Consider the following 13549-nt stretch of genomic DNA (forward strand, 5'->3'; position numbering starts at 1 on the left):
GTCGGGGAGAGCAAGATCAGGCTCGACGGGGAAGGGAGATCCGCCCCGGAAGCGAGGAAGGCGTCATGTTCGGAGCTTGGCCGTTCGGGTGGAGCGTTCGAGAGACGGGGAGCCGGGAGCTTCCGGCGGAGGCGACCACGCGGGTGCGCCCGGGCCGCCGCGGGGTGGTGCTGCGCGCCGAGGCGGGGCTCGTCCACGTCACGCAGTCCGGCGATCTCGAGGACCACGTCCTCGCGGCCGGCGAGGAGCTCAGGCTCCCGGCCGGCGGGCTGGTCGTGGCCTTCGCGCTCGCTCCTTCGCGCCTCGCGGTCCGCGAGCCGCGGCGGGAGCGGTCCGTGACCATCCCGTGCCCTGCTATCCTCCCGGCCTCCCACCAGCGAGGGTGAACCGCGTGCTCGAGATCGTCATCGGCAACAAGAACTACTCGTCCTGGTCGATGCGGGGCTGGCTCGCGCTCGAGCTGACGGGGGCGCCGTACCGGGAGCTGCTCGTCCCGCTCGACCGGCCCGACACGGCGCGGCGGATCCGCGAGATCTCGCCGGCCGGCCGCGTGCCGGTGCTCCGCGACGAGGGGCTCCTCGTCTGGGACTCGCTCGCCATCTGCGAGTACCTCGCCGAGAAGTTCCCCGCGGCGGGGCTCTGGCCCGCGGAGCCGGGCGCGCGGGCGGTGGCGCGAGCGGTGTCCGCCGAGATGCACTCGGGCTTCCAGGCGCTGCGCTCGAGCCTGCCGATGAACCTCCGGCTCCGGCGGACGATCGCGTCGCCGGCGGAGGACGTGCTCGCCGACGTTTCCCGCGTCCGCGCGATCTGGCGCGAGCTCCGCGCCGGCGCGCGGGGCGGCGAGTTCCTGTTCGGCGGGTTCGGCATCGCCGACGTCATGTTCGCCCCGGTCGTCGGGCGCTTCCGCACCTACGGCATCGCGCTGGACGGGCCGGAGGCCGAGTACGCCGAGGCGGTCTGGCGCCACCCCGCGGTGGTGAAGTGGGTCGCGGGCGCCGCGGCCGAGCAGGACGCCATCCCGAAGTACGACCTGGCCTGACGCTGGGCCGGATCGATCCCGAGGTGCGGCCGGGCGAATCGCCCGGGCGGCGGCCGTCTGCCCGCCGCGCGAGGACGAGGTGACCAGGATGCGGCGGCTCCATCACGGTTGGTACGTCTTCGGCGCGACGTTCGGCGTGCTCCTCGTCGCCGCCGCCATCCGCGCGACGCCCGGCGTGGTGATCGTGCCGCTCGAGCACGACCTCGGGTGGTCGCGCGCGACGATCTCCGGCGCGATCGGCGTGAACCTCCTGCTGTACGGCCTCATGGGCCCGTTCACCGCCGCGATCGCCGAGCGGATCGGCCTCCGCCGGACCATGGCCGTCGCGATGACGCTCCTCGCGGGCGCCCTCCTGCTCGCCACGGAGATGCGGGCGGCGTGGCAGCTCGTGGTCCTGTGGGGCGTCCTGGTCGGCGTCGGCTCGGGGATGGCGGCCACCGTGCTCGGCGCGGTCGTGGTGGCGCGCTGGTTCCACGCCCGCCGCGGGCTCGTGATGGGGGCGCTGACCGCCAGCACCGCCACCGGGCAGCTCCTGTTCCTGCCGCTCCTCGCCCACCTGACGGAGGCGGAGGGGTGGCGCTGGGCCGTCCGCGCCGTGGCGGTCGCCGCCCTGGCGATGGTGCCGCTCGTCCTCGCCGTGGTGCGCGAGTCGCCCGCCGCGGTGGGGCTCCTGCCCGTCGGCGCGACGGAGGCGCCGCCGCCCCCCTCGCGGCGTGGCAACCCCGCGGTGCTCGCGGTCACCACGCTCGGCCGGGCGATGCGGCACCGCGACTTCTGGCTGCTCGCCGCGACGTTCTTCGTCTGCGGCGCGAGCACGAACGGCCTCGTCGGCACGCACCTCATCCCCGCCTGCCTCGACCACGGGATCCCCGAGGTCCGCGCGGCGAGCCTGCTCGCGACGATGGGGCTCTTCGATCTCGTGGGCACCACCGCCTCGGGCTGGCTCACGGACAGGTGGGACAGCAGGCGCCTCTTGTTCACCTACTACGCGCTGCGCGGGCTCTCGCTCGTCTTCCTCCCCGGCGCGCTCCACCACGGCGACGGGCTCGGCCTGTTCAGCGTGTTCTACGGGCTCGACTGGATCGCGACGGTGCCGCCGACCGTGAGGCTCGCGACCGACGCGTTCGGCAAGGACGACGCGCCCATCGTGTACGGCTGGGTGTTCGCGTCCCACCAGGTGGGCGCCGCGCTGGCCGCGCTGGGCGCCGGCCTCGTCCGGACGGAGCTCGGCGACTACCGCCTGGCGTTCCTCGCCTCCGGCGCGATCTGCATGGCCGCCGCGCTGCTGGCGCTCGCGATCGGGCGCGGCCGCGCCCGGCCCGAGGTCGAGCTCTCCCCCGTGCGCACGGCGTGACCGAAGCGGCCCGGCCGCCCGCCGCCGACCGCCCGCGGCCGCCTCGTCCGGCTCGACGCGCCGGGCCGGGCGTCCGGCGTCCCGCGACCGATTGACAAGCGCGCCCCACGCGGGCTACCACCCCGCGCCGAGGTCCAGGGGCGCGCCCCGCTCGCCCCCCACCGAGACCTCGTGTGCGTCCGGCGCGGAGGGTCCGCGCAACTCCGACTCCAGGGAACCGCGCGATGAAGACCCCCATGAAGCTCCTCGCCCTCACGCTGACCCTCGCCGCGCTGCCCGCCCAGGCCCGCACCTTCGAGGAGATCAAGGCGTCGGGGACGATGGTCGTCGCCTCGGAGGGCGCGTTCCCTCCTTTCAACTTCTTCCGCGGGCCGACCCTCACCGGCTTCGAGATCGACGTCGCGGAGGCCCTCGCGAAGAAGCTGGGCGTCGCGATCGAGTGGCGGGCCCTGTCGTTCGACGCGCTGCTCGCCGGGCTCCGGCAGGATCGCTGGGACATGGTGATCGCCTCGTTCGGCGTGAGCGAGGAGCGCGCCAAGGCGGTCACGTTCACCGATCCGCACTACTGCTCGGGCGGCGTCATCGTCGCGAAGGACCCCGCGATCCGCACGGTGAAGGATCTCGCCGGGAAGGTCGTCGCCGTGCAGACCGGCACGACCTACCTCGCGCACGTCCAGAAGATCCCCGGCCTCAAGGAGGTCAAGAACTTCCCCAAGGACACCGACGCCCGCTCCGCGCTCGCGGCCGGGCGGGTCGACGCATGGGTGACCGATCGCTTCGTGGCCAAGGCGGCGGTCGAGTCCGCCGGCGGCGCGGGGCTGAAGATCGGCGACTTCGTCTTCGTGGAGCGCATCGCCATGGCCGTGAAGAAGGGCAACGGCTCGCTCCAGGCGGCGCTGAACAAGGCCCTCGCGGACATCATGGCCAACGGGACGTACGAGAAGATCTCCAGGAAGTATCTGAACGAGGACGTCCGCTGCCGGTGAGCCGGCGTCGCTCCGACGGCACCGCCCTCGAGCCGGTCCCATGAACGTCGCACTCGGCGTCTGGCCCGCGCGCTGGACGCGCCAGCAGCGCAGCACCGCGACCATCGCCGCGTCGGCGGTGGTGCTCGTGCTGTTCATGTGGGGCGTGGCGAAGCCGCTCTCGTGGATGCCGGACCCCGTCGGCCCGGTCGCCGACGAGTTCGCGAGCGGCACGCGCGTCACCGTCTGGCTGACGCTCGCCTCCGGCCTCGCCGGGATCGCCATCGGCGTCCTCACCGCCGTGGCGAAGCTCGCGCCGTTCCCGCCGATCCGCTGGGCGGCCGACCTGTACGTCTGGGCCGTGCGCGGCACGCCGCTCCTCGTGCAGGTGCTGTTCGTGTACTTCGCGCTGCCGGCGATCGTCCCGGGCCTCCAGCTCTCCGACTTCACCTCGGCGGTGGTCGCGCTGGCGGTGAACGTCGGCGCCTACAACGCGGAGGCGATCCGCGCCGGCATCGTCGCGGTGCCGAAGGGGCAGACCGAGGCCGCCCGCGCGCTGGGCCTGTCCCCCTTGCAGACCTTCCGCGACGTGGTCTTCCCCCAGGCGTTCAAGATCGCGCTCCCGCCGCTCGTGAACAACGTGGTGGCCCTGCTCAAGGACTCGTCGCTCGCCTACGTGATCGGGGTGGTGGAGCTCTCGAACGTGGGCAACCGGCTCCAGGCCGCCACCTTCGAGCCGGTGCCGACGCTCGCCACGACCGCCACGATCTACCTCGTCCTCACCACCGTGCTCACCCGGATCTCCGGGGCGATCGAGCAGCGGCTCGACCTCGAGCAGCGGCGCTGAGCGGCAGGACGGACCTCATGTCGCTCGTACACTCCGCTCCTTCGCTCGCCACCGACCGGCCGCCGCTCATCGTCGCCGAGGGCGTGAACAAGCACTTCGGCCCGGCTCACGTGCTGCGCGGCGTGACGACGCGCTTCTTCGAGGGCGAGGTGGCCGTGATCATCGGCGCCTCCGGCTCCGGCAAGTCCACCTTCCTCCGGACGCTGAACCGCCTCGAGAAGCACGACTCCGGGCGCATCGTGGTGGACGGGATCGAGCTCGACGACAACGTCCGCAACCTCGACGCCATCCGCCGCGAGGTCGGCATGGTGTTCCAGCAGTTCAACCTGTTCCCGCACCTCACGGCGCTCGAGAACGTGGCGCTCGCGCCGCGGCGGGTCCGGGGCACGCCGCGCGCCGAGGCGACCCGCGCCGCGCTCGAGCTGCTCACGCGCGTCGGCCTCGCCGACCACGTCCACAAGTACCCCTTCCAGCTCTCCGGCGGCCAGCAGCAGCGCGTGGCCATCGCCCGCGCGCTCGCGATGAACCCGAAGGTGCTGCTCTTCGACGAGCCGACGAGCGCGCTCGATCCCGAGATGATCAACGAGGTCCTCGACGTGATGAAGGACCTGGCGCGGTCCGGCATGACGATGATCGTCGTCACGCACGAGATGCGGTTCGCGCGCGAGGTCGGGGACCGGATCCTCTTCTTCGACCACGGGGAGCTCCTGCAGGACGCCCCCGCGGACGAGTTCTTCGAGCGCCAGCGCAACGACCGGATCCGGGCGTTCCTGGGCCAGATATCTCACTGACAGTGACATCTCCACTCGGGCGCTTCGCCCGCGAGCGGGAGCTTTCGCAGAGGACACGGATGAGCACGCGCAACACGATCTTCGGCATCTCCCTCCTGACCCTGCTGCTCGGCGGCGCCGCCCGCGCCGAGGAGGCGGCCCGGCCGGACGACGTCCAGGCCCTGCGGGCCGAGGTGAAGCGGCTCGCGGAGGAGCTCGAGGCCCTGAAGGCGAGGGCGGCCGCGCCCACGCCCGCCTCCTACACCCCGCCGCCCGCCCCGGCGGCGGAGCAGGTGGCCGCGCTCGCGGAGCGCGTGGACGTGGTCGAGATCCAGCAGAAGGACGCGGTGGTCGCGGGGGACGTCCCCGGCTCGTTCCGGGTGCCCGGCACGGAGCTCTCGCTCCGGCTGTACGGGTTCGCGGAGCTGAACTGGGTGCACGCGTTCGGCCCCGACAACTCGGACATCGACTACGCGACCTTCGCTCCGTACCTGCCGCTCGAGGGGACGGCCGCGGGGCGGCGCACGAACCGGGACTACCTCACCGCCCGCACCTCCCGGCTCGGCATCGACGCGGCCACGCCGACGCGGTACGGCGTCCTCGGCGTCAAGATCGAGGGCGACTTCAACAACGAGCCGCGCACCGGGAACACCGCCCAGTACGGCGCGCCGGAGAACCTCTTCACCCAGCAGCAGACGAGCAGCTACGGCTTCCGGGTCCGCCACCTCTACGGCGTCTTCGGCGGCCTCCTCGTCGGCCAGACGTGGTCCACGTTCATGGACGTGGACAACTACCCGGAGACCGTCGACTACAACGGCCCCACGGGCGCCACCTTCATCCGCCAGCCGGTCATCCGCTACACCTACGCGACGCAGTCGGCCGGCGGCTTCACCGTCGCGCTCGAGAACTCCTCGAGCTACGTGCTCGACTCCCGCGCCGGCCCCGCCGACAGCCCGAACCCGGACTACGGCCTCCCCATCCCCACGAGCCTCTCGCGCGTGCCGGACGTGGTGGTCCGCTGGGACAAGGGGTTCCAGTGGGGCGCGCTCGGCGCCCGCGCGATGACGCAGGAGCTCCGCTTCGACGACGGCGACGGCACGAAGGCCGCGGCGCGCGGCTGGGGCGCGGCGGCGAGCGCCTCGTTCAAGGTGCGCGGCTCCGACTGGCTCGCGCTGCAGGTCACGGGCGGCGACGGCATCGGCCGCTACCTCAACTACATCGAGGGGGCCCTCTACGACGCGGCGGCCGGCCGGATCCGGACCGAGCGCGCCGTCGGCGTCATCGCCGGCTACCAGCTCAAGCCCGCGGGCTGGGTGCGCGTGAACTTCGTCTACGGCGCTACGCGGGACCTCGACGGCTCCTACACCGACGTGGCGAAGGCGACCGGCCTCGACGGCGGCCGGTACGGCGTGAACCGCTCGGTGCAGCAGCTCCACGTCGGCCCGATCTTCACGCCGGTGAAGGGCGTGGACGTCGGCGTGGAGGGCATCTGGGCGCAGCGGAGGACGCTCGCCGGCGAGCGGGGCGAGGATCAGCGCCTCGACTTCTCGGTGAAGTACTACGTGAACTGACGCGCGGTCCCGCGCGCCTTGCCCGCCATGAGCCGGCGTGCAACCCTGCGCGGGTCCTCATCCCGGCGGTACCCAACCGAGACCCGAGCAGCGGCGTCTCGACTTCGGCAGGAGGCAACAACATGCGCACCCTCGGTCTCGTCCTCGGCGCCCTCGCGCTCGTCTCGCTCGGCGCCTGCCAGAAGAAGTCCTCGACGCCCACCACCGTCAAGATCGGCGTGTTCGAGCCGATGACCGGCGCGAACGCGGCCGGCGGGGCGATGGAGGTGGAGGGGATCAAGCTCGCGAACGAGATGTTCCCCACCGTGAAGGTCGGCGACAAGGAGCTCAAGATCGAGCTCGTCGTCTCGGACAACAAGTCCGACAAGGTCGAGGCGGCCAACGCCGCCCAGCGGCTGGTCGATCAGGACAAGGTCGCCGCCGTCCTGGGCTCGTGGGGCTCGTCGCTGTCCATGGCGGCCGGCCCGATCGTCAAGGACAAGAAGGTACCCGCCATCGCGCTCTCCGCGACGAACCCGCTCGTCACGAAGGGCAACGAGTACTACTTCCGCGTCTGCTTCATCGACCCGTTCCAGGGCACGGTGATGGCGAACTACGCCTTCAAGGACCTCAAGGCCAAGAAGGCGGTCATCATCCGCGAGGTCTCGAACGACTACTCGGTGGGCCTCGCCCGGTTCTTCTCCGACAGCTTCAAGAAGCTCACCGGCGACGAGGGCGCGATCCTCTCGGAGCTCAACTACAACACGAACGACCAGGACTTCACGGCCCAGCTCACCACCGCGAAGTCCATGAACCCCGACGTGATCTTCGCCCCGGGCAACTACACGGAGAGCGCGCTCGTCATCAAGCAGGCGCGCGAGCTCGGGATCACCGCGCCCTTCCTCGGCGGCGACACCTGGGAGACCCCCGAGTTCGTGGACGTCGGCAAGCAGGCGGTCGAGGGCGCGGTGTTCTCGACGTTCTTCGCGACCGAGGTGCCCATCACCGAGACCAGCAAGACGTTCCTCGACGCGTACCGCAAGCAGTACAACAAGGAGCCCGCCGCGGTGACCGCGCTCGGCTTCGACGGCTACCTCGTGGTGCGCTCGGCCATCGAGAAGGCGGGCAGCCTCGACGGCGTGAAGATCCGCGACGCGCTCGCCGCCACGCAGCGCTTCCCGGGCGCGGCCGGCCACATCACGTTCGACCAGAACCGCGACGCCACGAAGAGCGCGGTCATCAAGGTCGTCAAGGGCGGGAAGTTCACCTACCTGACCACGGTTCAGCCGTAGGGCCAGGAGCTCATCGCGGCGGCCGGGGGGCGGGTGCAGCCCCCCGCGCCCGCCGCAGAGGCCCCGAGGCGTCATGACACTCGCGCTCTTCCTGCAGCACCTGGCGAATGCCCTGTCCCTGGGCAGCCTCTACGCCCTCATCGCCATCGGCTACACGATGGTGTACGGCATCCTGCGGCTCATCAACTTCGCCCACGGCGACGTCTTCATGCTGGGCGCCTACCTGGCGTTCTACGCCGTGGCGACGTTCCTCCTTCCCTGGTGGGCGGCCTTCCTCCTCGCCATCCTGGTCACCGCGCTCTTCGGCGTGGTGCTCGAGCGCGTCGCGTACCGCCCGCTGCGGGACTCCCCGCGCATCTCGGTGATGATCAGCGCCATCGGCGCCTCGTTCCTCATCGAGAACGTCGGCATCGTGGTGTTCGGCGGCCGCCCCAAGGGCGTCCTGGTCCCCGACGTCATGAACGTCAAGCTCGGGCTGGGCGGTGTCTCGGTCATGTCGGTGAGCGTCGTCATCCCGGTCCTCACCTTCGTGGTGCTGGCGATCCTCCTCTGGGTCGTGCACCGGACGAAGACCGGGATGGCGATGCGCGCCGTCTCGACCGATCTCGACGCCGCGCGCCTGCAGGCGATCGACGTGAACCGCATCATCTCGTTCACGTTCGGCGCCGGCTCGCTGCTCGCCGCGGTCGGCGGCATCATGTGGTCCTACAAGTACCCGCAGCTGAACCCGCTCATGGGCACGATGCCGGGCCTCAAGTGCTTCATCGCGGCGGTCATCGGCGGGATCGGCAGCATCCAGGGGGCGGTGCTGGGCGGCTTCCTGCTCGGCGGGATCGAGCTCCTCACCGTCGCGTTCCTGCCGACGCTCACCGGCTACCGCGACGCGTTCGCGTTCGTGCTCCTCATCGTCGTCCTCCTGGTGAAGCCCTCGGGCCTCCTCGGCGGGCGCCACGTCGAGAAGGTGTGACGCCATGAAGCCGAAGCGCACGCACCTCTACACGCTCGCGGCCGTCGCCGCCTTCGCCGTGTTCCTCGGCGTCGCCGACGCCACCTTCGACGCCTTCGCCCTGCGCGTCCTCGACCTGTGCGGCATCTACGTCGTGCTGGCGCTCTCCCTGAACCTCGTGAACGGGTTCACCGGCCTCTTCTCGCTGGGCCACGCGGGCTTCATGGCGGTCGGCGCCTACACGAGCGCCCTGCTCACGATGACCGCCGAGCAGAAGGAGATGAACTTCTTCCTCGAGCCCATCGCGCCGTGGCTCGCGCACCTCTCGATCCCCTTCATCCCGGCGCTCGTGGTGGCGGGGCTCGTCGCGGCGGGGCTCGGGTTCGTCATCGCGGCGCCGGCGCTGCGCCTCCGGGACGACTACCTCGCCATCGCCACCCTCGGCTTCGCCGAGATCATCCGCGTCGTCCTCACCAACGCGCAGCCGATCACGAACGGCGCCCTGGGGCTCAAGGGGCTGCCCAAGTTCGCCGGGACCTGGGAGGTCTGGGGCTGCGCCGCGCTGTCCGTCCTCTTCATGATCCTCCTCACGCGCTCGGCCTACGGGCGGGCGCTCAAGGCGGTGCGGGACGACGAGATCGCCGCCGGGGCGATGGGCGTGAACGTGTTCCGCACGAAGGTGGTGAGCTTCACCGTCTCGAGCTTCATGGCGGGAGTCGGCGGCGCGCTCCTCGGCCACCTGCTCACCACCATCGACCCGAAGATGTTCACGTTCATGCTGACGTTCAACATCCTGCTCGTGGTCGTGCTCGGCGGGATGGCCTCCATCACCGGCTCGGTGATCGCCTCCATCGCGGTGACGATCCTCATGGAGGCGCTCCGCTTCCTGGACGGCCCCCTCGACCTCGGCGTCTTCCAGCTCGACGCGCGCCCGGGCCTGCGCATGGTGGTGTTCTCGGCGCTGCTGATGGCGGTCGTGATCTTCCGGCAGCGCGGGCTCATGGGCAGCCGCGAGTTCTCGTGGGCGATGCTGTCGAGGGCGAGGCTGCCGTGGCGGAGGAGCGGGCCGGCCGGCACCGACGGGGGGACGCATGGCGTTGCTTAGCACCGAGCGCGTCACCATGCGGTTCGGCGGCCTCACCGCCGTCTCCCGCCTCGAGGTCCGCATCGAGAAGGACGAGATCGTCGGCCTCATCGGGCCGAACGGCGCCGGGAAGACCACCGCCTTCAACGTGATCACCGGGATGAACACGCCCACGGAGGGGAGGGTGCTCTTCGCCGGCGAGGACATCACCGGCATGCCGCGCCACGAGATCGCCAGGCGCGGGGTCGCGCGGACGTTCCAGAACATCCGGCTCTTCAAGGAGATGTCGGTCCTCGAGAACGTCCTCGTCGGCTGCCACCTGCGGCTCCGCCCCAACGTCTTCGAGGCGACGCTCCACCTGCCGGGCTATCGCCGCCGGGACGCCGAGGCCCGCGCGTTCGCCCTCGACCTGCTGCGCGAGGTGGGCCTCGAGTCGAACGCGGACGAGCTCGCCACGAGCCTCCCCTACGGGAAGCAGCGGCGCCTCGAGATCGTGCGCGCCCTCGCGACGCGGCCGACGATGCTGCTGCTCGACGAGCCCGCGGCCGGCATGAACCCGCAGGAGTCCCTCGAGCTCATGCACTTCATCCGGCGGATCCGCGATCAGTTCGGCCTGACCATCCTCCTCATCGAGCACCACATGCAGGTGGTGATGGGGGTCTGCCACCGCATCTACGTCCTCGAGTACGGGCAGACGATCGCCCAGGGCGATCCGGCCGCGATCCAGAACGACCCCAAGGTCATCGAAGCGTACCTGGGAGCCCAGTGATGCTGAAGGTCGAGCAGCTCTCCGCTCATTACGGCGGCATCCACGCGCTCCAGGGCATCGCGCTCGACGTGCCCGACGGCTCCATCGTGAGCCTCATCGGCGCGAACGGCGCGGGCAAGAGCACCACCCTCAAGTCCATCGTCGGGCTCGTGAAGCCGTCGCGCGGGACCGTCACCTGGAACGGCGAGGTGCTCACCGGGCTCCCCACCAAGGACATCGTGTCCCGCGGCGTGTGCCTCGTCCCCGAGGGCCGCCACGTCTTCCCGAACCTCACGGTGGACGAGAACCTGACGCTCGGCGCCTACTCGCGGTCCGACAAGCCGGGCATCGCCGCCGACCGCGAGAAGGTGTTCGGGCTGTTTCCGCGCCTGAAGGAGCGGGTGAGCCAGAAGGCCGGCACGCTCTCCGGCGGCGAGCAGCAGATGCTCGCGGTGGGGCGCGCGCTCATGACCCGTCCCCGGCTCCTGATGATGGACGAGCCGTCGCTCGGCCTCGCCCCGCTCATCGTGAAGATGATCTTCGACATCGTGAAGGCCATCAACGCGGAGGGGGTCACCGTGTTGCTCGTCGAGCAGAACGCGAAGGCGGCGCTCGAGATTGCCGACTACGGCTACGTCCTCGAGACGGGCCGCATCACCTTCCACGGGCCGGGCAAGGACCTCCTGAAGGACGATCGCGTGCGCCACGCGTACCTCGGCGAGGCGCACGCGTGAGGTGGCTCGCGGCCTGCGCCCCCGCGCGCGGGATCCGCTTCACTCGCTGACGTCTCGCCATCGGCGCCGGCGCGCCGCTGGGCTACATTGCCGGGCCATGCGCTTCCTCCGCGATCTCTCGGCGTCCGCCGTCGTGGCGGGCTTCGTCACGGTCCTCGTCGGCTACACCAGCTCCGCGGTGATCGTGTTCCAGGCGGCGAGGGCCTGCGGGGCCGGCCCCGCGGAGATCGCCTCCTGGATGTGGGCGCTCGGGCTGGGGATGGGGCTCACCTGCATCGGCCTGTCGCTGCGCTACCGCGTGCCGGTGGTCACCGCCTGGTCCACGCCCGGGGCGGCGCTCCTCGCGACCAGCGCGGCCGGCCTGCCGATGTCGGCCGCCGTCGGCGCCTTCCTCGTCTGCGGGGCGCTCCTGCTCCTCTTCGGCGTCACCGGCTGGTTCGAGCGCGGCATGTCGCGCATCCCGATGCCGATCGCCGCCGGGATGCTGGCCGGGGTCCTGCTCCGGTTCGGGATGGACACCTTCGTGGCGATGAGGACGCAGCTCGGCCTCGCGCTCGCCATGGTCGCGGCCTACCTCGTCGGCCGCAGGCTCTGGCCCCGCTACGCGGTGGTGGGCGTGCTCGCGGTGGGCGTCGCCGTGGCGGCGGCCCTGGGGCTGCTCGGGCTGTCGGGCGTGCACCTCGAGCTCACGCGCCCGGTGCTCACGGCGCCGACCTTCAGCACGAGCGCCCTCGTCGGCGTGGCGATCCCGCTCTTCGTCGTCACCATGGCCTCGCAGAACGTGACGGGGGTCGCCGTGATGCGCGCGGCCGGGTACGGCGACACGCCGGTGTCGCCCCTCATCGGCTGGACCGGCGCGACCACCGTCCTCCTCGCGCCCTTCGGCGGCTACACGTTCAACCTCGCCGCGATCACGGCGGCCCTCTGCATGGGGCACGAGGCTCACCCGGACAAGGACCGGCGCTACGTGGCCGCCGTGGCCGCCGGCGGCTTCTACCTGCTCACCGGCCTCTTCGGCGCCACGGTGGGCGCCGTGTTCGCGGCGTTCCCGAAGGAGCTCGTGATGGCGGTGGCGGGGCTCGCGCTCGTGAACACGATCGGCGCTGGACTCGCGGCGGCGGTGCGTGACGAGTCGGATCGGGAGCCGGCCCTCCTCACGTTCCTCGTCACCGCCTCCGGGGTCTCGCTGTTCGGGATCGGGTCGGCCTTCTGGGGGCTCGTGGCCGGCGTGATCGCGCTCCTCGCGCTCCGCCGTTAGCCGAGCGGAGCCGCGCGCGGAGCCCCCCGGCGTTATCCGCTTGACCGGACGCACGTCCGTCATTTAGGAAGACGGGGTCGCATCGACGCGCGGCCCCGGCCGCCCAGGAGAGGAACTCATGAAGCGCACCATCCGCACCCTCGCCGCCGCCGTGCTCGCGCTCTGCGCGCTGGGCGCCCGCCCCGCTGCGGCGGGGCAGGTCATCAAGCTCGGCGTGGAGAACGGGCCTCACGCCGAGATCGCCGAGCTGGTGAAGACGCTCGTCGCGAAGGACGGCATCGAGCTCAAGGTCATCGAGCTCTCGGACTACGCCCAGCAGAACCCGGCGCTCGACCAGGGCGACCTGGACGCCAACTCGTTCCAGCACCAGCCGTACCTCGACGAGCAGGTGAAGGCGCGCGGCTACAAGCTCGTCGGCGTGGCGAAGAGCGTGGTCTTCCCGATGGGCGTGTACTCCCGCAAGATCAAGTCGCTCGCGGAGCTGCCCCAGGGCGCCAAGATCGCCATCCCCAACGATCCGTCGAACGGAGGCCGGGCGCTCCTGCTCCTGCAGGCGAACGGGGTCCTGAAGCTCCGCCCCGGCAGCGGCATCACCCCGACGGCGATCGACATCGTCGAGAACAAGAAGAACGTGAAGATCGTGGAGGCGGACGCCGCCCAGCTCCCGAACTTCCTCCCCGACGTGTCCGCCGCCGTCATCAACACGAACTACGCGATCCAGGGGAAGCTCGACCCGGCCAAGGACGCCATCGCCCGCGAGGCGAAGGACTCGCCGTACGTGAACCTCCTCGTCGTGCGGCAGGCGGACAAGGACAAGCCGTGGGTGAAGAAGCTCGTCGCCGCCTACCACTCGGCGGAGGTGCGCAAGCTCATCGACACGAAGTGGCCGGGCGTCGTGGTCCCGGGCTGGTAGGGCCGAGCGGAGCGTCGCCGGCGGAGCCGAGGCCCGTCCCCTGGGTTTG

Annotated in this window: 14 protein-coding genes; all 14 read left to right on the forward strand. The window is 71.3% G+C overall.

Going from position 1 to position 13549, the window contains the following annotated elements:
* Positions 1–65 precede the first annotated feature (65 nt).
* Positions 66–386 (forward strand): DUF2917 domain-containing protein, encoded by a 321-nt coding sequence (locus tag MNY60_RS03075; RefSeq protein ID WP_242333758.1) that lies wholly within the window; start codon positions 66–68, stop codon positions 384–386.
* 5 nt (positions 387–391) lie between these two features.
* Complete coding sequence (locus MNY60_RS03080) at positions 392–1039, forward strand: glutathione S-transferase (protein WP_242333755.1); 648 nt, start codon at positions 392–394, stop codon at positions 1037–1039.
* A gap of 88 nt (positions 1040–1127) precedes the next feature.
* Complete coding sequence (locus MNY60_RS03085; RefSeq protein ID WP_242333752.1) at positions 1128–2393, forward strand: MFS transporter; 1266 nt, start codon at positions 1128–1130, stop codon at positions 2391–2393.
* Between the two features lie 236 nt (positions 2394–2629).
* Positions 2630–3379, forward strand: coding sequence for an ABC transporter substrate-binding protein (locus tag MNY60_RS03090; protein ID WP_242360017.1), 750 nt, complete (start codon positions 2630–2632; stop codon positions 3377–3379).
* 40 nt (positions 3380–3419) lie between these two features.
* Positions 3420–4205: an amino acid ABC transporter permease gene (locus MNY60_RS03095; RefSeq protein WP_242333746.1), complete on the forward strand. Its 786-nt coding sequence runs from the start codon at positions 3420–3422 to the stop codon at positions 4203–4205.
* Positions 4206–4222: 17 nt separating this feature from the next.
* A complete protein-coding gene (locus MNY60_RS03100; protein ID WP_242333744.1) occupies positions 4223–4996 on the forward strand; it encodes an amino acid ABC transporter ATP-binding protein in 774 nt (257 codons plus the stop codon).
* 59 nt (positions 4997–5055) lie between these two features.
* Positions 5056–6546, forward strand: coding sequence for a DcaP family trimeric outer membrane transporter (locus tag MNY60_RS03105; protein WP_242333741.1), 1491 nt, complete (start codon positions 5056–5058; stop codon positions 6544–6546).
* A gap of 122 nt (positions 6547–6668) precedes the next feature.
* On the forward strand, positions 6669–7817 hold the full coding sequence (locus MNY60_RS03110) for an ABC transporter substrate-binding protein (RefSeq protein WP_242360018.1): 1149 nt from the start codon (positions 6669–6671) through the stop codon (positions 7815–7817).
* A gap of 73 nt (positions 7818–7890) precedes the next feature.
* Complete coding sequence (locus tag MNY60_RS03115; RefSeq protein ID WP_242333735.1) at positions 7891–8784, forward strand: branched-chain amino acid ABC transporter permease; 894 nt, start codon at positions 7891–7893, stop codon at positions 8782–8784.
* 4 nt (positions 8785–8788) lie between these two features.
* Positions 8789–9868 carry a branched-chain amino acid ABC transporter permease gene (locus MNY60_RS03120; protein WP_242360019.1) on the forward strand — a complete coding sequence of 360 codons (1080 nt, stop codon included), beginning with the start codon at positions 8789–8791 and terminating at the stop codon, positions 9866–9868.
* Positions 9855–10616: an ABC transporter ATP-binding protein gene (locus tag MNY60_RS03125; RefSeq protein ID WP_242333729.1), complete on the forward strand. Its 762-nt coding sequence runs from the start codon at positions 9855–9857 to the stop codon at positions 10614–10616. The genes MNY60_RS03120 and MNY60_RS03125 overlap by 14 nt, the downstream gene beginning before the upstream one ends.
* Positions 10616–11329, forward strand: coding sequence for an ABC transporter ATP-binding protein (locus MNY60_RS03130; RefSeq protein WP_242333726.1), 714 nt, complete (start codon positions 10616–10618; stop codon positions 11327–11329). Before MNY60_RS03125 ends, MNY60_RS03130 begins: the two co-directional genes overlap by 1 nt.
* A 97-nt stretch (positions 11330–11426) precedes the next feature.
* Positions 11427–12587, forward strand: a complete 1161-nt coding sequence (locus MNY60_RS03135) for a benzoate/H(+) symporter BenE family transporter (RefSeq protein WP_242360020.1) — start codon at positions 11427–11429, stop codon at positions 12585–12587.
* Between the two features lie 118 nt (positions 12588–12705).
* Positions 12706–13500 (forward strand): MetQ/NlpA family ABC transporter substrate-binding protein, encoded by a 795-nt coding sequence (locus tag MNY60_RS03140; protein WP_242360021.1) that lies wholly within the window; start codon positions 12706–12708, stop codon positions 13498–13500.
* The last annotated feature ends 49 nt before the right edge of the window (positions 13501–13549 follow it).

This window comes from Anaeromyxobacter sp. SG17, assembly GCF_022690695.1.
Classification (GTDB): domain Bacteria; phylum Myxococcota; class Myxococcia; order Myxococcales; family Anaeromyxobacteraceae; genus Anaeromyxobacter; species Anaeromyxobacter soli.